Below are 17251 nucleotides of genomic sequence, written 5' to 3' on the forward strand. Positions count from 1 at the left end.
GGGGGATGCCCGACATGCATCAATCGCCTGACAGGACGCGCCGAGCGCGCCGTCTCCGTTCAGAGATGACAAGCGCCGAGTCGATTTTCTGGGCGATGGTCCGTGGGCGTCAGTTTCAGGATCTCAAGTTTCGCAGACAGGCGCCTGTCGCGGGCCTCATCGTCGACTTCCTGTGTCCTGAACTCCGGCTTGTGATCGAATTGGACGGCGGCATCCACGACTTGCGAGAAGCCGAGGATGCGGCGAGAGACGGACGCCTGCGCCTCGCCGGCTACACGGTTCTGCGCTTCCGCAACAACGCCTTCACGACCAATCCCAACATTGTCCTCGACGCGATCCGGCAGCATGCCGGCCCGCGTCAACATCCCCCTCATCCGAGCGGCTCCGCCGCCCACCTTCTCCCCCAAGGGGAGAAGGGAGAAAAAGCATGACCCAGATCACAATCGGCTCCGACCCACTGACTCTTAATCAGCTGCGCCAGACTCTCGACAGCCCGACGACCGTCTCCCTGACCGATTCAGCCTGGACCGCCGTCGACAAGGGCGCGGCCGTGGTCGCCGCCATCCTCGCCGAGGGCCGCACCGTATACGGGATCAACACCGGCTTCGGCCTGCTGGCCAACACCTCCATCGCCACGGACGATCTGGAGACGCTGCAGAAGAACCTCGTCCTCAGTCACGCCTGCGGCGTCGGCGCTCTGCTGGACGATCGCGTCGTTCGCCTGCTGATGGTGCTGAAGATCGCCAGCCTGTCGAAGGGTGCTTCGGGCGTCCGCCGCGCGACGCTCGAAGCCCTGATCGCCATGGTCAACGCCGACGTCCTGCCCTGCATCCCGTCCAAGGGCTCGGTCGGCGCCTCCGGCGACCTCGCGCCCCTGGCCCATATGAGCTGCGTCCTGATCGGCGTCGGCGAGGCGCGCCACAAGGGCGAGACCCTGTCCGCCGAGGACGCCCTCGCCCGCGCCGGTCTCAATCCCATCGTGCTGGGTCCCAAGGAAGGTCTCGCCCTTCTCAACGGCACCCAGTGCTCGACCGCCCTCGCCCTCGCCGGCCTGTTCGCGGCCGAGGCGGTCTTCGCCGCCGGCATCGCCGCCGGCGCCCTGTCGGTCGACGCGCTCAAGGGCTCCGACGCTCCGTTCGACCCGCGCATCCACACCCTGCGCGGCCAGCCCGGCCAGATCGCCGTCGCCGCCGCCCTGCGCGGCCTGATGGCCGGGTCCGCCATCCGCGACAGCCATCGCGAGGGCTGCAACAAGGTGCAGGACCCTTACTCCCTGCGCTGCCAGCCCCAGGTCATGGGCGCCGTGCTGGACGTGCTCAGGAACGCCGCCGCCACGCTGGAGCGCGAGGCCAACGCCGTCACCGACAATCCGCTGGTCTTCATCGACGACGGCGACGTGATCTCGGGCGGCAATTTCCACGCCGAGCCGGTGGCCTTCGCCGCTGACATGATCGCCATGGCCCTGTGCGAGATCGGCAATATCTCCGAGCGCCGCACCTCCATCCTCGTCGACCCGAAGATGAGCGAACTGCCGGCCTTCCTAGTCAGGGAATCCGGCCTGAACTCCGGCTTCATGATCGCCCAGGTCACCGCCGCCGCCCTCGTCGCCGAAAACCGTATGGTCGCCCACCCGTGCAGCATCGACACCGTGCCGACCAGCGCCAATCAGGAGGACCATGTTTCCATGGCCACCCACGGCGCCCGCCGCCTGCTGGACATGGCCGAGAACACGGCCGCCGTCGTCGGCATCGAACTGCTGGCGGCGGCCCAGGGTCTCGAGTTCCACCGTCCGCTGAAGTCGTCGCCCGAACTTGAAAAGGTCTGGGCCATCGTCCGCGAGGCCGCCGCCGCCTACGGCTCGGATCACTATTTCGCCCCGGACATCGCGCGGGCCACCGACGGCGTCCGCGCGGGCCGCTACCGGGCGTTCGCGGGGGACCTGCTGCCCTCGGCGTGAATGGAGACTCTCGCCCCTGTTCCGCACTCGCCAGAGCAGACGGATCGGCCAAAGCTCAGCCCTGCAGCGGCGCCTTGCGCAGGGCCGTCAGATTGGCCGAGCCGGTGCAGAAACAGACCGTCCGCATCTGCCGGATCAAGGTCTGGAAATGCTCGACCACCGCCTCGGTCGAGATCGTGGCCGCCGTCAGCACCCCCGCCGCCTGACCGACCATGTCGGCCCCCAGCCGGATCGCCTTGGCGGCCTCCACGCCGTCGCGGATCCCGCCCGAGCCGATAATTATCGCCTTGGGACAGGCCGCACGGACCTCGGCGATGGACCGGGCCGTGGGGATGCCCCAGTCGGCGAAGGCGGCGGCATGGGCCTTGTCCGCCTCCCCCTGCGCCCGCTCGCCCTCGACCGTAGCCCAGTTGGATCCGCCGGCCCCGGCGACGTCCACCGCCGCTGCACCCATGGCCAGCAGCCGTTTCGCCGTCGCGGCCGACATGCCGGCCCCCGTCTCCTTGACCACCACCGGCGCGTCCAGCGCCTTGACCAGGGCCTCCAGCGCCGCGCCCACGCCCCACCAGTCGCGGTCGCCCTCGGGCTGGCAGGCCTCCTGCAGCGGATTGAGGTGAACGATGAGGGCGTCAGCGGCGATCATGTCCAGCACCCGCCGCGCCTCGTCGATGCCGAAGCCCCGCGTCAGCTGGGCCGCGCCGATATTGGCCAGGATGGGCGTATCGGGGGCCTTGAGCCTCAGGGCCATGTCCAGTCCCGGCGCCCCGTCGCTCTCCAGCGCCGCCCGCTGTGAACCGACGGCCAGACCGATCCCGAGATGCTGCGCCGCCTCGGCCAGCCGGGCGTTGATCGCCTCGGCCCGCTCGGGCCCGCCGGTCATCGAACTGATCAGCAGCGGCGCCTTGAGTCTGCGCCCCAGGAAGTCCGCGCCGAGATCGATCTTGCCGTGGTCCAGATCGGGCAGCGCCTCATGCACAAAGCGGATGTCGCCGAAGCCGCCGTCCAGCCCGTGGCGCGCCCGGCCCGACAGGATCACGTCCAGATGCTCGTCCTTGCGGGCGGTGATGTCGGTCACGCGGCGAACTCCACTCTGCCCGCGACCCTCGCCACAGTCGTCCCGCTCGATCAAGCCTCAGGGCTTTTTCTCGACGTTCAGGGCATAGGCGCCGGTCTGCCCCTGCTGGAAGGCGCCGGCGCGGATTTCATAGGTTCCGTCCGCCGGCGCGGTCCACTCCAGCCTGGAGTGGGTGTCCGACAGGCTGTCGTCGTCCGACCCCATCACCTCAAACGCCCCGTCCTTGTCGGCGCCGACGACGACGAAGCTGTCGACCTCGTTCGAGACCATGGTGATCAGCAGTTTCTCGTCCTCCTTCAGGGTGACCCGATAGGCGTCGTAGAAGCTGTTGTCCTCGGCTGTCGCGTCCGCCTCGGTCAGGGTTCCACGCGCGGTCGAGCCGACCAGCAAACTGCCTGGCTGCGGCTGCGGGCCCCTGTCGACCAGTTCCAGCGAGTACAGGCCCTTGCCCTCCTTGCCCAATGGCAGGGCCCGGATCACATAGTCGCCGTCCTCGGGCAGGCTGTAGCTGAGGCGGGAATCGGTGCCCTGGCCCAGACCGTCGTCGTCCGACGCCAGAACCGTGAACTCGGTCCCCGCCCGGCCGATCTGCACGAAGGTGTCGAAGTCGCCCGAGCGCATGATCGCCTGAATGCGCTGGCCGGCAACACCGGTCAGGGCATAGGCGTCGAAGCCCCGGTCCTCGCTGTCGGTCGAGTCGCTTTCGCCGATCTCGCCCTGAAGGGTTTCGCCGAAGGCCAGGGTCTGGGGCGGCTTCTCGGGTTCGACCTCGCTGATGGTCAGCTGATAGCCGCCGGTCTCTTCCGAGAAGGCCCGCGCCTCGACGACATAGGCCCCGGTACGCGGAAGGGTGAAGGTCAGGCGGGAGTCCGTCCCCTCGGCCGCCCCATCGTCATCCTCGGCGAGGCTCAGGCGATTGTCGTCAAACAGCTGCAGATAGGTGTCGAAGTCCGGGGAGCTCATGTCGATCCGGATGCGCTGTCCCTCACGGCCCGAGAAGCGGTAGGCGTCAGCGGCCCGTCCGGACTCGCTCTTGCCGTCGCTGGCGGTCAGTTCTCCCGAGACGGTGGCCCCGATCTCGATCGGCTGACTCGGCGCCGGCGCCGGGCCCTCGGCCACGGCGAGCGTATAGGCGCCCTGGCCGGCGGCGTTCAGCGCCGTCGCCCGGATCACGTATTCGCCGGCCTCGGGCGCGGTGAAGACCAGTCTGGAGTTCAGGCCGGTGTCCGGGCCGTCGTCGTTCATGGCCAATTCGGTGAAGGCGCCGTTCTCCATCCGGCCGACACGCACCACCGGATCGAAGTCCTCGGAGGTCAGGTCGATGGCGAAGCGTTCGCTGGCCCGCGCGCGCAGGACGAAGGCGTCATAGTTCCCCCCCTGATCGGTTTCGGGATCGCTCGAGGCCAGTTGCCCCCGCTGGCTCTGCCCCGACCGGATTCGCGCGGGGCGCGGCGCGGGCCGGGCCTGCGGTCGTTCCGTCAGAGCCAGGGTGTAGGCCCCGCCTTCCAGCCCCGACAGCGTCCTGGCCCGCAGCACATAGACGCCGTTCTGATCCGCATTGAAACGGAGTCGCGAATCGGTGCCTTCGCCCAGCCCGTCGTCGTCGGTGTTGAGCGATTCCGCGGCTTCGCCGGGGCCGTAGACCTCCAGATAGGCATCGAACGCGGCCGAGCGCATCACCGCCTCGAACCGCTGCCCGGCGCGGGCGCTGATCGCATAGCTGTCATAGCGGTATTCGTCGTCGGGGCCGGTCGCATCGCCCTCGGCGATCTGGCCGTCGACGGTGCGGCCGGGCGCCAGCGGAACCGGCTCCTGGGCCAGGGCCGGAGCCGCGATCGACAGCGCCAGCGCGCTGACAGCGGTCAGGATGATGTGACGGCGCATGGAAATCCCCCGGTTGCGGCCCGCGATCATAGACGCCGAACCGCGCCCTCTGTAAATCGCCGCGAGCACAACTCTTTCCCGACAACCGGAGCCGATATTCATGACGGTCGATACCGCACCCGCGACCCTCATCGACGGCAAGGCCTTCGCCGCCGGGCTGGTCGAACGCGTGGCGGCCGCCTCCGCGCGGCTGGGACAGTCGCACGGCGTCGTTCCGGGGCTGGGCGTCGTCATCGTCGGCGAAGACCCGGCCAGCCAGATTTACGTCCGTAACAAGGGCGAAACGACCCTGCGCGCGGGCATGCGGTCGGACACCCACCGCCTGTCCGACGCGACGACCCAGGCCGAGCTGCTGGCCCTGATCTCCCAACTGAACGCCGATACGGGCATCCACGGCATTCTGGTGCAGTTGCCCCTGCCCGCCCACATCGACTCCAGCGCGGTCCTGGGGGCCATCGACCCGGACAAGGACGTGGACGGGTTCCATGTCGTCAACGCCGGGCGACTGGCCGTCGGTCTGCCGGGCCTGGTCCCCTGCACGCCGCTTGGCTGCCTGATGCTGCTGAAGGCCGAGCTGGGCGACCTGTCAGGGCTGAACGCCGTCATCGTCGGCCGCTCCAACATCGTCGGCAAGCCGATGGCGCAGTTGCTGCTGGGCGAGAGCTGCACGGTCACGATCGCCCATTCCCGGACCCGGGACCTGCCGGCCCTGTGCCGGACCGCCGACATCCTGGTGGCGGCCGTCGGCCGGGCCGAGATGGTGCGCGGCGACTGGATCAGGCCCGGCGCAACGGTCATCGACGTGGGCATCAACCGCGTGCCGTCGCGCGATCCGGTCAAGGCAGCCGAGGGCAAGACCCGGGTCGTCGGCGACGTCGCCTTCGACGAGGCCCGCGCCGTGGCCGGGCGGATCACGCCGGTGCCCGGCGGCGTCGGCCCCATGACCATCGCCTGCCTGCTGGCCAACACCTATACGGCCGCCTGCCGGTCGGCCGGCGTGACGCCGGAATCGCTGGACGCTTGAACCGCCGACGCTCAACCCCGATAGTCGGGATCTGGTCTGTCAGGAGATATCCATGATCCGGTTTTCGCCCCGTGTTTCGGCCCTCGCCGCCGTCGTGGTCCTGACACCCGCCGTCGCCGGGTGCGGCATCAACGCCATTCCCACCAAGGAAGAGGCCGCCAAGGCCCGTTGGGCGGACGTCCAGTCGCAGTATCAGCGCCGCGCCGACCTGGTGCCCAACCTGGTCGCCACCGTCCAGGGCGCCGCGATCGCCGAGCGCACGACCCTGACCCAGGTCATCCAGGCCCGCGCCGCCGCCACCGGGGTCACCGTCACCCCCGACACCCTCACCGACCCCGCCGCCTTCCAGCGTTATCAGGCCGCGCAGGGCCAGCTGTCGCAGGCGCTGTCCCGGCTGCTGCTGGTCGTCGAGCGCTATCCCGACATCAAGTCGAACCAGAATTTCATCGCCCTGCAGTCGCAGCTTGAAGGCACCGAGAACCGCATCGCCGTCTCACGCCGCGACTACAACGAGGCCGTTCGCGACTACAATACAAGCCTGCGGACCTTCCCCACGGTCATCTGGGCCAAGACCATCCACGGCGGTTCCGAGCCGATGCAACTGTTCACGGCGACCGAGGCCGCCCAGACCGCGCCCAGCGTCAATTTCGACGCCCTGAACCCGGCCGCCCAGCCCGGCGGCGGCGCGCCCTCCGTCGCTCCCGGCGCCGCCCCGCCCGCAGCGCCGACGACCCGGTGAGCCGCATCCTTCCGGCGACCGCGATCAGCCGGGCCGCTGCCTTCCTGACGGTCCTGCTGGCCGCGGTCTGGCTGATAGCCGCCCCTGCGCTCGCCCAGACGGGCCCGACGTTCCCCACGCTCACCGGTCGGGTCATAGACAACGGCGATCTGATCTCCGACGCGAAGGAGCAGGCGCTGGCCGACAAGCTGGCGGCGCTGGAGCGGGACACCACCGATCAGGTGGTCGTGGTGACCGTGCCGGACCTTCAGGGGTACGAGATCGAGGACTACGGCTACCAGCTGGGCCGCGCCTGGGGCATCGGCCAGGCCGGCAAGAACAATGGCGTGCTGCTGATCATCGCGCCGAACGAACGCAAGGTGCGGATCGAGGTCGGCTATGGCCTTGAAGGGGTCCTGACCGACGCCCTGTCAGCCCTGATCATCCAGAACGATATCCTGCCCTCGTTCAAACAGGGCTTCTACGAACGCGGCATCGAACAGGGCGTGGACGCCATCGACCGGCAGTTGCGGCTTGATCCCGCAGAGGCACAGGCGCGCGCCGCGGCGGCCGAACGGCCGAAGTCCTCGCCGCCTGTCGGCGTCGCCGCCGTCATCGCCATTATTTTCATCATGCTGATGCTGCGGATGATCGGCGGCGCTGGGCGAGGACGCAGACGACCCAGCGGCCTGGGCCCCGTGCTGATCTGGGCCGCGTCGGAAGCCATGCGCGACAGCGGTCGGGGCGGAGGAGGCGGTTTCGGCGGCGGCGGCGGTTTCGGCGGCGGCGGAGGCAGTTTCGGCGGCGGGGGCGCTTCAGGCGGATGGTGATCAAACTGACTGCCGACGTGCACTACCGCGTGGCCGAGGCGATCCGCGTCGCGGAAACCCGCACCTCGGGCGAAATCTTCTGCGTCATGGCGCGGCGGGTCTCGGCCTATCGCGACATCTCGCTGGGCTGGGCGGCGGCGGCCGCCCTGATCCTGCCGCTGGGCCTGATCCCGTTCGGCTTCGAGGCGGCATGGATCCCGGGTCTGGGAGCGAGCTGGGAGGCCGCGCATCTGGCCGCCCGCGACGTGACAGTGGGTCAGGCTCTGGGAGCCTACGCCCTGATCCAGGCGACGGTCTTCCTGATTGTCTTCCTGCTGACCTCAATTCCCGCCGTATCGCGGATGGTCACGCCGCGCAGGATCCGGCAGGCGCGGGTGCGCAAGGCGGCCATGCAGCAGTTCCTCGCCCACGGTCTGCACGTGACCGAGGCGCGAACCGGCGTGCTGATCTTCGCCGCCCTGGGCGACCATCAGGTCGAGGTGGTGGCGGACGAAGGCATCCACAGCAAGGTCGACCAGACCGTCTGGGCGGACGCCGTCGAGGTTCTGGCCAGAGGCATGCGGCGCGGCGATCCGGCCGGAGGCTTCGTCGACGCCGTCGCCCTGTGCGGCGCGGTGCTGGCGGAACATTTCCCACCCGCTCCGCGCAACCGGAATGAGGTCGAGGACAAGCTGGTCGTGATCTGACCCAAACCCCGCGCCGCCGCGTTGGCGCCGCACTCAATGTGGTATTGGCTCACCCCGGCCACCCACTGGACCCGCTTCAGACTCCATGCCCCGCCTGCTGACCTACAATGTCCACCGTTGCGTCGGCGTCGACCGCAGGCTCGATGTCGCCCGGATCGCGGGCGTCATCGCCGAGCATGAGCCTGATGTCGTCTGCCTGCAGGAACTGGACGTCGGCAGAAGGCGGACCGGCTTCGTCGATCAGGCCCAGTCCATCGCCGATCAGCTGGCGATGACCTTCCATTTCCACGCCGCCATGCGCGTGGAGGCCGAACAGTATGGCGACGCCATCCTGACCTTGCATCCCGAGCGGCTGGTGAAGTCCGGGCCCTTGCCCACGATCCGCGGCGTGCCCGGGCTGGAGCCGCGCGGCGCGCTGTGGGCTGCGATCGACTTCGACGGTGTCAGCCTGAACGTCATCAACACCCATCTGGGACTGGTCCCGCGCGAGCAGAGACTCCAGGCGGCGGCTCTGATCGGCCCCGAGTGGCTGGGCCATCCCGACTGCACCGGCCCGACCCTGCTGACAGGAGATTTCAACGCGACCTCGGTCTCCCGCCCCTACCAGGCCCTCGCCGCCAAGCTGGCGGACTGTCAGCGCAGCCTGGGCCTGCGGCCGTCGGTCAAGACCTTCCCCTCCAGTTTCCCGGCCATCCGCATCGACCACTGTTTCACCAGCCCCGAGGTGGTGGTGACCCAGGTGAAAGCGCCGTTTTCGCCCTTGGCCCGGATGGCCTCCGACCACCTGCCCCTGATCATAGATTTCGAAATCAGGCCGGCCCGGGGATAGCCGGCAGGGTCCGATGCGATCGGGTGCGCCGCTTCCACGGGCGGAAAGCGTCCCTCGTCGAGGTCGGGTCGCCAAGCTGGAACTCCGCGATGATCCGCTCGGCGCGCGACGGCGGCTCCGCCCCGAGAGCGTGCATCCGGCCCGTGTCAAACCGCTGGATGGCCTCGCCGACCGATCCGGCCGTCGCCTCGGCCGCCGCGAACTCCGACCCTGCAATGCCGATCCAGTGGCCGATGGTCCGGTGACGGACGGCCCGGATCGCGTCACGCCCGATCTGATCGTGAGGCTCCGCCGCCACGTCGCATTCCGTGTCGAAGCCGAAGGAGCGGTTGTTCAGATTGGTCGAACCGACCCGCAACACCGCGTCGTCATAGATCGAGACCTTGGCGTGGACGATGATCCGCTCGCCGCCCTTCGTGTAGGGCGTGAAGGCGAAGAAGCGGTTGTGCCGGTCCGCCTGCTCGAGCCGGAACAGGATTTCCGACCGGGCGGTGTCCATGGTGATCCGGTCGAACCAGCTGGGGCTGCTGCCGGTCGAGACCAGGACAATCTCGGGTCCGTCCTCCTCGGCCAGCCGCTCGGCCAGCGCCGTCGCGATGACCGGCGAGGTGAAATACTGGTTCTCAAAATAGATCAGCTTCTTCGCGCGGCGGATGGCGTCGAGATGCAGCGCCTCGTTCTCGCGCACCTCGGCCCGCCCGCCTGTCGCCGGCTCGGTGCGCGCGATGGCGACTGGCACATCGCGCATGTCGGGCTCGACGCCGTCGGGCCATGGGTCGCTGTCCACCTCGTCCGGCACCGTCCGTTCCCAGGTCGAGCGGAACCAGCGCTCGCGGGCCAGGTCCCCGAGAGCCCGGGCGGCGGCGCCGTCCATGACCGTCATGACCTCATGGCGCGGCGACGGGATTTCCCCCGACGGCTGGCAGCGCCGCGGGTCGCCGTCCAGATGCTCTTCCGAGTCCCAGCGGTCGGTCGAGATGTCCCCGCCGCCGCAGAAAGCCACGGCGTCGTCGATGATGACCGCCTTCTGGTGATGGCAGGCGCCGATGGGGCCCGGCTTATCAAGGCGGAATTCGACCATCCGCTTGCGGAACCAGCCCTGCGCCCTGTGAGGGTAGAAGCCTTGGGACGCAGCGATCAGCAGGGGCGATTTCCAGATCAGCAGCCGGACATCCAGCTCCGGGTTCGACTTCACCAGCATTCTCAGCTGGTGCCCGATCTGGGCCTGATGGTCATTGTGCGCGCTCTCGGGATCCAGCCGGGTTCGCGGGTCGAACTGCCAGCCGAGGATGACGATCGATCTCCGGGCCTTGGCCAGGGCCGAGCGCAAGGCCTCGAAATAGGCGGCGTTCTCCATCAGCACGGCGAAACGATCAGCCGTCTGCACCCGCCAGCAGTTGACGCCCGGTTTCAGGAGGCTGTCGGTATGAAGATCGGCGGGATCAGTCATGGCGTTGTTTGGCCCATTCGCGTGGCGGGCGCCGGACGCCTCAAGCTTTACAGGGCGCGCCGGCCCTTTCCGTTCCACCCTGCGTGCAGTTGGTCAATGGTGACGCTTTGTTCATCCGCCCTGGATTGTCCGAACGCGGTTTTGGGCGCATAAGTTCGGTCGCAGTCGGGACAGGGAGATCGGCGATGCAGGCGCTGATCGAATTTATCGCGGGGTTCGTGGCCATTCTGGCCGCTGCGGCCCTGTCGCAGTTCGGGCTCGACCTCGACCCGCCGCAGAAATCCGAGCGCGAAATCCATCGGGTGCGCGATTGCGACAACGGTCGCTCGGCCGCAATGTTCTCCACTGCATCCGAGCGTAAGCAGGACTGCTGATCCGCCGCGTACAGGCTGCCGCCGGAATCCTCAGCCCCCGCCTTTGCGCGCCGCGATTGACTCGTTAGGGTCGCAGCGTCCTCTCGCGCGTCGGTCGCCGACGCCGCTCCGTGACGAGATCGCCGCACCATGAAACCACCCCGCCAACGGCCCCCGCTGAACCTGACCGATCCGGAGCCGGAGGTCGGAACAGCCGACTCCGCGCCCGAGACGGTTCAGCCAACGGCCGAGCCCGCGGCGGAGCGCCCGATGTCCGAACGCCGCAGGCGGCGGATGGCCGAGGATCAGCGCCGCGCCGAGGAGCGCGCCGCCGCGGAAGCTGCGCGCGCCGTGTCCGCCCTCGCCGCCGCCGAACCGGGCGTCTCGGCGGATGCGCCTCCCGTAGCCTGGGACCCGCCGCCCGTGCCCGCGCCGGTGCGCCGGTCCGGGGTTGCCGCACCGTCCGGCCGCCACGCCTATCTGGTCGCCGGCGTCGCCTCGGCCCTGTGGATTGGCGGCGTCGCGGCCTGGTTCATGTACGAGTTCGGCGCGGGCGCCGTGGAGCTGGAGCCCCTGCGTCTGGCGGTTTACGCCCTGATCGCCCTGGCCCCCGCCGGCATGGCGATCATGCTGGCCCACGCCGTCCGTCAAGGCGCCGGTCTGGCCGCCGAGACGCGCCGCGCCCGGGAACTGTCCGAGGCGCTGATCGCGCCCACCGCCTTGGCGGCCCAGCAGACCGGAGAGGTCCTGCAGTCCCTGCGTCACGACATCGACCAGGCCTCGCTGGCCGCCGAACGGGCCCGCACCGACATGGCGCTGCTGCGCGAGGCCTTGTCGCAGGAAACCACCCGCCTGAACGAGGCTGCGGAGATCGCCAGCCGCACCGCGCGCAGGCTGGTCGAGGAACTGGGCGGCGAACGCACCCAGATGGCGGCCCTGGGGACCCAGCTGGACGCCCAGGCGTCGGGCGTGCTCGACGCCGTCGAACGTCAGTCGCGGATGGTGGTCGACGCCTCCGACCTCGCCCAGACCCAGCTTCGCGAGGCCGAGGCCGCCCTGGCCGCCCGCGCTGCCGATCTCGCCGCCGCCGCAGGCGAGGCCCAGGACGCCGCCCGCGTCGCCGCCGACGATCTGGCCCGCCAGACCCTGCGGCTGGAAAACGCCGGCTCGGGCGTCGCCGAACAGATCCAGTCGGTCGAGGAAGGCCTGGGCCAGCAACGGGCCGCCCTGGTCACGGCCGCCTACGCCCTGCGGACCGATCAGGAAGACTTCTCCGCCCAGGTGGAAAGCCAGCGGGCCCAGCTGACGGAACAGCTGTCAGCCAGCCGTTCGGCCGCCGGTGAACTGGGCGACACCTCGACCCGCACAGCCGAGACGATCCGGGACCTCGTCGAGGCCGCGACCGATCAGTTCCGCGCCCTGGTCGAGATGTCCCAGCGCGAGGCGGACGGCTTCGACTCGGCCACCAAACTTGCGCTCGACCGGTTCGAGGCCCTCGCGGCCGAAGCTCGCGACGCCCTGGTCGAGGAAACCCGGCTGGCGTTGTCGGCGCTGCAGGCCACCGCCGAGGAATCCCGCGCCGCCGCAGCCGATGCCGCGGAACAGGCCCGAATGCGGGCGGACCGACTGGGCGAGGCCCTGTTCGAGGCGGCCCAGAAGGCCGATCAGGCCGCCGACGCCCGCGTCGACAGCGCCCGCAAGATCGTGATCGAGACCGGCGGACTGATCGACGAGGCCGGCGAGCGCGCGCTGGAGCGTCTGGAATCCACCCTGGAACGCATGAACATCGCCCTCACCCAGATCGACGAGACGATCGGCGATCTGGACGAACGCGCCGCCCGCCTGCCCGAAGAGGCGCAAAAACGCGTCGATGCGGTCAGAACCTCCGTCGAGGAAGGATTGGCGGCCCTGTCAGCCGCCTCGCAGAAGGCCGCAGCCGATACCGAGGCTCTGGACTCCGGCTTCCAGGAACGGGTGCGCCGCAACTACGACATGCTGACCGAGGCGGTCCGGCTCATGGGGGTGGTGTCCGGCGATACGCCCGCCATACGCCGCCGCGAACCTACGCCGACGCCCGAGCCGGATGCGCCGCGCGAGCGTCCCGCCAAGGTGGAGGAAACCCGCGGTTTCGGCCTGCGCGGGCGGCTGAAGCTGGAACCCATGCCGGGATCGACGCCACCCGCCGCACCGCCCGCCGACCGTCTGGGCTGGAGCGATCTGGTCGACGACGGTCCGGGCGAGGCGCCGCTGGATCTGGACACGCCGGTCATGCCCGGCGCCGACATCGAGGGACTGGAGCAGCGCGTCACCGCCGCGATCCGGCGCATGGGCGTGGATCCCAACGCCCTGCTGCCCCGATCCCGCATCGAGGAGGCCGCCCAGGCGGTCGCCGGTCGCGATCCGGATCGGGCGCGCCAGATCGTCCGCCGCGTGGCCCCGGCCGCCGTGCGCAGCGTGTCCCGCCGCGTCCTGACAGATCCGGATCTGCGGGCGGACGCCGAATCCTATGTCCGGGCCGTCGCCCGCGACCTGACGGCGCGCGCCGGCGCCGGTGACGCACAGGGAATCCAGGGCCGGCTGACGTCGGACGGGGGGCGGGCCTATATGCTGCTGGACGCCGCGATCGGCGATCTCTCCTGACGCGAGATTCAGCGGACCGAACGGACTTTGGAATCGATTTCGACTTGACCTTGATCACGGGATGACACCACGGTCCGCCCCGTCACGCATCCGTCACGCGTAAGCAGGGTTCATGCTCGACACAGCCGCCGAGACGTCGCCGGATCATCGCCCCGCGATCGTGATCTGCGCCTGGGATTCCGATGAAGCCGCCTGGGATCCGGTCGAAGACTTGTCAGGCCGGCCTTGGAGCCCCGCCGGCGCCCGGACGATCGCCGTCCCCGGGGGTGAGCCGGATGAGCTGGCCGAGGTCTTGGCCGCCCACCTCGGGGATCAACACTGCCGGGCTCTGCTACTGGTCGGACGCACCCGCCGCAGCGCGAACTTCAGACTGCAGATCCGGGCCGAGAACCGTTCGCTGGACGGCGTGCATCGTCTGACCAGCGTCGGACCCGCCGTTGCCCGGGCCACCGCGCCGGTGGCGGACATCGTCCGTGCGCTGAACGAGGCCGGTCTGGAGGTCGACGCCAGTTCGGACGCCGAGGACGATGCCGGCAGTTATCTGCTGTACCGGGTGCTGTCCGGCCTCCCGGAAGGACTGGACACGCCCGCCGTGGGCCTGTTGCGCGCGCCGGAAAACGGATCCGACGCCGACATCCAGCGCGCGGTGAAGGTCGCGGCCGAAGCCATGGCCCGTCACCTGTCGCCGTTGCCGCGGTCCCGCGCCAGCTGACGTCTGAGCGGAAGCGCCGCGAGCAGCCCCGCCGCCGCCATCGCCGCCATCGCCCAGTAGCCGCCCGCCCCGTACAGATCGTACAGCGTGCCCGAGGCCGCCGTGGCCAGTCCGATCAGCACTCCGGCCGACAGCACGGAGCTGAGCATCTGTCCGGCCGTCTGGCTGTCGCGCGGCGCCAGCCGTTCGACGATCTGGATGCCGGCCAGAAACGTGGCGGCGAAAGTCAGGGCATGCAGCCCCTGCAGCGGCCACAACAGCCACAGGGGCGGCGCCAGGGCCATGACGCTCCAGCGCAGGACGGCGGCCGCCGCCCCGACCACCAGCATGATCCACGGACCGATGCCGACCCGGCGACGCCAGGGTTCGAACAGCCACATCAAGGCGATCTCGGCCACCACGCCGAAGGCCCAAAGCTGCCCCGTGACCGCCTCGCTGATCCCCTCGGCCTTCCACAGGATGGCGGAGAAGCCGTACTGATAGGCATGGGCCGCCTGGACCGCGCCGATGGCGAAGATGGCGGTCACGAAGGTCGGATCCCTGACCAGCCGGCCGATACCGCGGAACCGCTCCCGCCCCCGCAGCGGCTCCCCCTCGGCCACCGGCTCGGGCGGCAGGGCGAGGACGGCGACCACGGCCAGGCCGAGCGAGGCGACGACCAGCCAGACGATGATCGCATCCGCCGGCGCGGTCAGCAGCAGGGCGCCCATGATCATATTCGCCGCGACGAAGGCCGCCGAGCCGAACGCGCGCGGCAGGGCGAAGGTGTAGCCGAGCCGTCCGGCCAGACGCAGGTTCAGCACATCCGTCAGGGGCACCAGTACGCCCATGGCGGTCGCCCCCACGAACCAGCAGACGGCCCAGGCCAGATAGCCGTCGACCAGGCCGGCCGCCCCGTATCCCAGCGTCATCACCACGCCCAGCAGGGCGATGGGGGTCCGCCTCAGTCCGAATCCGTCGGCCCAGACCGCCAGCAGCGGACCGGTGATGATTCGGGCCAGCATGGGGATGGCCAGGAGGGTTCCGATCTGGGCGCCGCTCAACCCTCGCGAGCTTAGCCATAAGCCTGCAAACGGAAGGCTGACCCCGGTGGCGCCGAAGAGCAACACATACTGCAAAGCCAGGCGCTGGGGGGCGTTCATATGTCGGGCCATAGCAGACGGGCGGGATTCTGTCGGCTAGCGTTCCGGCATGAGAGTGACGCGTAGTCTGGCGATCTTCGCCGCCCTGAACGGCGCCCTGGCCGTCGCCATCGGCGCCTTCGCCGCCCATGGCGCGGGTCCGCAGGTCAAGTCCCTGCTGACGACCGGAGGCCATTATCAGATGGTCCATGCGGTTCTGGCCCTCGTCTGCGCCGTCTGGCCGACCCCTTCGCGCCTCGTCACGATAGCCGGATGGCTGGCGGCGGCGGGCGGGCTGGTGTTCTGCCTCGCCCTCTCGGCCATCGCCCTGCTCAGCCTGCCGGTCATGGGAGCGGTCGCCCCCATAGGCGGCGTTCTGATGATCTCGGCTTGGCTTTTACTCGCCGTTACCGCATTGCGGTCACAAACCGTCACCGCCTGACCGGCGCGAACAAGAGACCCGATTACAGTATGGCCTTCCCCGCGCCCGAAACGACCCGCCGCGAGCTTTTCCCGGAAATCGAGCCCTACGCCACCGGCTTCATGCCGACCGGCGGGGTGCACGAGATCTATTATGAGGAATGCGGCAATCCGCAGGGCCTGCCCGTCGTCGTCCTGCACGGCGGCCCGGGCGGTGCGGTCAATCCCGGCATGCGGCGCTATTTCGACCCGGCCAAATACCGCATCGTCCTGTTCGACCAGCGCGGCTGCGGCCGCAGCCGGCCCAATGCGTCGCTGGAAGAGAACACGACCTGGACCCTGATCGAGGACATCGAGCGCCTGCGTGAGCTACTCGGCATCGACAAATGGGTGGTGTTCGGCGGCAGTTGGGGTTCGACCCTGTCGCTGGCCTACGCCATCACCCATCCGGAGCGGGCTCAGGCCCTGCTGTTGCGCGGCATATTCCTGCTGACCAAGCCCGAGCTGCACTGGTTCTACCAGGACGGCGCGTCCAACATCTTCCCCGACGCTTGGGAGCGGTTCGTGGCCCCCATCCCCGAGGATGAACGGCACGACCTGATGGGCGCCTACTACAAGCGGCTGACCGGCGAGGACAAGGCCGAGCGCGAGCGCTGCGCCATCGCCTGGTCCAGCTGGGAAGGCGAGACGGTCAGCGTCGAGGGACCGGACGCCCGGCCCGAGAAATTCGCCGAACCCGAGTTCGCGGTCGCCTTCGCCCGTATCGAATGCTGGTATTTCGTCAACGGCGGCTTCTTCCCCGAGGAGGGCTGGCTGCTGAAGAACATCAGCCGGATCAAGCACATCCCCTGCTGGATCGCCCAGGGACGGTTCGACGTTGTGACGCCGATCTCCGGCGCCTGGTCCCTGCACCGGGCCTGGCCCGAGGCGAAGCTGGACATCGTCAAGGACGCCGGCCACGCCTCCACCGAACCGGGCATCATCGACAGCCTGGTGCGCGCCACGGACTGGGCGGCGGGGCTTTAGACCCTCCGGGGGCGCAGCCGGACGACGACGGGGTGGTTACTTCGGATTGGTCTTCTGGACCATTTCGGACAGCTGGAAGCCGATGCGGCGGGCCTCGCGTTCCTCGGGCTTCTTGCGCACGTCCAGCAGAACGTTGATCTGGCCGTAGTGCTGGATCAGCCGCACGGGCTTGCCGTCGGCGTTCTTGCCCAGGAACATGATGAAGTCCGGCCCCCAGAAGCCGAGGTCCTCGATCGACATCGTGCCGTCGCCGGGCAGGCCCACGATGCGGGCGCCGATCTCCTCATCCTTGTCGAGACCCTTTTCGAAATCCTCGATCAGCTTGGAGAGGCGTACAAATGCCCATTCGGCCGGATTTTCGCGCATCCGTACGCCGTCCATCAGGGCGGCGGTCTGCGCCGGGGACGCTGCAGGGATAACGGGTTTCGGGCACGGCTTGTCGCCCCAGTCCGGCACGAAAACGGGCGGCGTTGCGGGGGTAGCGGCGGTTTTGGGTTTGCTCATGGTTCGACCCTAACGCACCGGA

The 17251-nt window shown here is 69.3% G+C and carries 17 protein-coding genes; 12 read left to right on the forward strand and 5 right to left on the reverse strand.

The window, feature by feature from the left end; genetic code table 11:
* Window positions 1–5: 5 nt before the first annotated feature.
* Complete coding sequence (locus tag BrevBR_RS02430; RefSeq protein WP_339999821.1) at window positions 6–431, forward strand: endonuclease domain-containing protein; 426 nt, start codon at window positions 6–8, stop codon at window positions 429–431.
* A complete protein-coding gene (hutH, locus tag BrevBR_RS02435) occupies window positions 428–1957 on the forward strand; it encodes a histidine ammonia-lyase (protein ID WP_339999822.1) in 1530 nt (509 codons plus the stop codon). Before BrevBR_RS02430 ends, hutH begins: the two co-directional genes overlap by 4 nt.
* Window positions 1958–2012: 55 nt before the next feature.
* Here the strand turns inward: hutH and fni are convergent, their stop codons facing one another.
* Together fni and BrevBR_RS02445 are read right to left on the reverse strand one after the other, a co-directional pair.
* Entirely contained in the window at window positions 2013–3032 is a 1020-nt protein-coding gene (gene fni / locus BrevBR_RS02440) for a type 2 isopentenyl-diphosphate Delta-isomerase (RefSeq protein ID WP_332640882.1), read from the reverse strand.
* A 57-nt stretch (window positions 3033–3089) separates the two neighbouring features.
* Entirely contained in the window at window positions 3090–4916 is a 1827-nt protein-coding gene (locus tag BrevBR_RS02445; RefSeq protein ID WP_339999823.1) for a PPC domain-containing protein, read from the reverse strand.
* Window positions 4917–5016: 100 nt separating this feature from the next.
* On the opposite strand from BrevBR_RS02445, the gene BrevBR_RS02450 reads away from it, so the two are divergent.
* The 5 genes from BrevBR_RS02450 to BrevBR_RS02470 all read left to right on the forward strand — a co-directional run bounded on the left by BrevBR_RS02450 (window position 5017) and on the right by BrevBR_RS02470 (window position 9003).
* Window positions 5017–5940 carry a bifunctional methylenetetrahydrofolate dehydrogenase/methenyltetrahydrofolate cyclohydrolase gene (locus BrevBR_RS02450; protein ID WP_339999824.1) on the forward strand — a complete coding sequence of 308 codons (924 nt, stop codon included), beginning with the start codon at window positions 5017–5019 and terminating at the stop codon, window positions 5938–5940.
* Window positions 5941–5992: 52 nt separating this feature from the next.
* Window positions 5993–6679 carry a LemA family protein gene (locus BrevBR_RS02455; RefSeq protein WP_332640885.1) on the forward strand — a complete coding sequence of 229 codons (687 nt, stop codon included), beginning with the start codon at window positions 5993–5995 and terminating at the stop codon, window positions 6677–6679.
* Window positions 6680–6684: 5 nt separating this feature from the next.
* Window positions 6685–7488: a TPM domain-containing protein gene (locus BrevBR_RS02460; RefSeq protein WP_445214752.1), complete on the forward strand. Its 804-nt coding sequence runs from the start codon at window positions 6685–6687 to the stop codon at window positions 7486–7488.
* Window positions 7482–8174 (forward strand): TPM domain-containing protein, encoded by a 693-nt coding sequence (locus BrevBR_RS02465; protein ID WP_339999825.1) that lies wholly within the window; start codon window positions 7482–7484, stop codon window positions 8172–8174. The genes BrevBR_RS02460 and BrevBR_RS02465 overlap by 7 nt, the downstream gene beginning before the upstream one ends.
* Window positions 8175–8259: 85 nt before the next feature.
* Complete coding sequence (locus BrevBR_RS02470; RefSeq protein WP_332640888.1) at window positions 8260–9003, forward strand: endonuclease/exonuclease/phosphatase family protein; 744 nt, start codon at window positions 8260–8262, stop codon at window positions 9001–9003.
* Here the strand turns inward: BrevBR_RS02470 and BrevBR_RS02475 are convergent.
* Window positions 8984–10453 (reverse strand): phospholipase D-like domain-containing protein, encoded by a 1470-nt coding sequence (locus BrevBR_RS02475; RefSeq protein WP_332640889.1) that lies wholly within the window; start codon window positions 10451–10453, stop codon window positions 8984–8986. The genes BrevBR_RS02470 and BrevBR_RS02475 overlap by 20 nt on opposite strands.
* Window positions 10454–10638: 185 nt before the next feature.
* Between BrevBR_RS02475 and BrevBR_RS02480 the strand changes: the two genes are divergently transcribed.
* The 3 genes from BrevBR_RS02480 to BrevBR_RS02490 all read left to right on the forward strand — a co-directional run bounded on the left by BrevBR_RS02480 (window position 10639) and on the right by BrevBR_RS02490 (window position 14158).
* Window positions 10639–10827 (forward strand): hypothetical protein, encoded by a 189-nt coding sequence (locus BrevBR_RS02480; protein ID WP_332640890.1) that lies wholly within the window; start codon window positions 10639–10641, stop codon window positions 10825–10827.
* Window positions 10828–11076: 249 nt separating this feature from the next.
* Window positions 11077–13446, forward strand: coding sequence for a tipN (locus BrevBR_RS02485; protein ID WP_339999826.1), 2370 nt, complete (start codon window positions 11077–11079; stop codon window positions 13444–13446).
* Between the two features lie 112 nt (window positions 13447–13558).
* Window positions 13559–14158 (forward strand): hypothetical protein, encoded by a 600-nt coding sequence (locus tag BrevBR_RS02490; protein ID WP_332640893.1) that lies wholly within the window; start codon window positions 13559–13561, stop codon window positions 14156–14158.
* Here BrevBR_RS02490 and BrevBR_RS02495 read toward each other — a convergent pair.
* Entirely contained in the window at window positions 14122–15312 is a 1191-nt protein-coding gene (locus BrevBR_RS02495) for an MFS transporter (protein ID WP_332640894.1), read from the reverse strand. The two genes, BrevBR_RS02490 and BrevBR_RS02495, sit on opposite strands and share 37 nt — an antisense overlap.
* A gap of 37 nt (window positions 15313–15349) precedes the next feature.
* Here BrevBR_RS02495 and BrevBR_RS02500 point away from each other — a divergent pair, with 37 nt between their 5' ends.
* Window positions 15350–15721, forward strand: coding sequence for a DUF423 domain-containing protein (locus BrevBR_RS02500; RefSeq protein WP_332640896.1), 372 nt, complete (start codon window positions 15350–15352; stop codon window positions 15719–15721).
* A 29-nt stretch (window positions 15722–15750) separates the two neighbouring features.
* Window positions 15751–16725: a prolyl aminopeptidase gene (gene pip / locus BrevBR_RS02505; RefSeq protein ID WP_339999827.1), complete on the forward strand. Its 975-nt coding sequence runs from the start codon at window positions 15751–15753 to the stop codon at window positions 16723–16725.
* Window positions 16726–16761: 36 nt separating this feature from the next.
* On the opposite strand, the gene BrevBR_RS02510 is transcribed toward pip, so the two are convergent.
* Window positions 16762–17229 carry a DUF6173 family protein gene (locus tag BrevBR_RS02510; protein WP_332640898.1) on the reverse strand — a complete coding sequence of 156 codons (468 nt, stop codon included), beginning with the start codon at window positions 17227–17229 and terminating at the stop codon, window positions 16762–16764.
* Window positions 17230–17251 lie beyond the last annotated feature (22 nt).

This window comes from Brevundimonas sp. BR2-1 (assembly GCF_037626195.1).
GTDB lineage: Bacteria > Pseudomonadota > Alphaproteobacteria > Caulobacterales > Caulobacteraceae > Brevundimonas.

Bases quoted from the DNA above. Each gene is read 5' to 3' on its own strand.
- BrevBR_RS02450 (WP_339999824.1), top strand. From the start codon at position 5,017: ATGACGGTCGATACCGCACCCGCGACCCTCATCGACGGCAAGGCCTTC.
- pip (WP_339999827.1), top strand. From the start codon at position 15,751: ATGGCCTTCCCCGCGCCCGAAACGACCCGCCGCGAGCTTTTCCCGGAA.
- hutH (WP_339999822.1), top strand. From the start codon at position 428: ATGACCCAGATCACAATCGGCTCCGACCCACTGACTCTTAATCAGCTG.
- BrevBR_RS02470 (WP_332640888.1), top strand. From the start codon at position 8,260: ATGCCCCGCCTGCTGACCTACAATGTCCACCGTTGCGTCGGCGTCGAC.
- BrevBR_RS02475 (WP_332640889.1), bottom strand. From the start codon at position 10,453: ATGACTGATCCCGCCGATCTTCATACCGACAGCCTCCTGAAACCGGGC.
- BrevBR_RS02445 (WP_339999823.1), bottom strand. From the start codon at position 4,916: ATGCGCCGTCACATCATCCTGACCGCTGTCAGCGCGCTGGCGCTGTCG.
- BrevBR_RS02430 (WP_339999821.1), top strand. From the start codon at position 6: ATGCCCGACATGCATCAATCGCCTGACAGGACGCGCCGAGCGCGCCGT.
- BrevBR_RS02510 (WP_332640898.1), bottom strand. From the start codon at position 17,229: ATGAGCAAACCCAAAACCGCCGCTACCCCCGCAACGCCGCCCGTTTTC.
- BrevBR_RS02455 (WP_332640885.1), top strand. From the start codon at position 5,993: ATGATCCGGTTTTCGCCCCGTGTTTCGGCCCTCGCCGCCGTCGTGGTC.
- BrevBR_RS02500 (WP_332640896.1), top strand. From the start codon at position 15,350: ATGAGAGTGACGCGTAGTCTGGCGATCTTCGCCGCCCTGAACGGCGCC.
- BrevBR_RS02490 (WP_332640893.1), top strand. From the start codon at position 13,559: ATGCTCGACACAGCCGCCGAGACGTCGCCGGATCATCGCCCCGCGATC.
- BrevBR_RS02485 (WP_339999826.1), top strand. From the start codon at position 11,077: ATGTCCGAACGCCGCAGGCGGCGGATGGCCGAGGATCAGCGCCGCGCC.
- BrevBR_RS02480 (WP_332640890.1), top strand. From the start codon at position 10,639: ATGCAGGCGCTGATCGAATTTATCGCGGGGTTCGTGGCCATTCTGGCC.
- BrevBR_RS02465 (WP_339999825.1), top strand. From the start codon at position 7,482: ATGGTGATCAAACTGACTGCCGACGTGCACTACCGCGTGGCCGAGGCG.
- BrevBR_RS02495 (WP_332640894.1), bottom strand. From the start codon at position 15,312: ATGGCCCGACATATGAACGCCCCCCAGCGCCTGGCTTTGCAGTATGTG.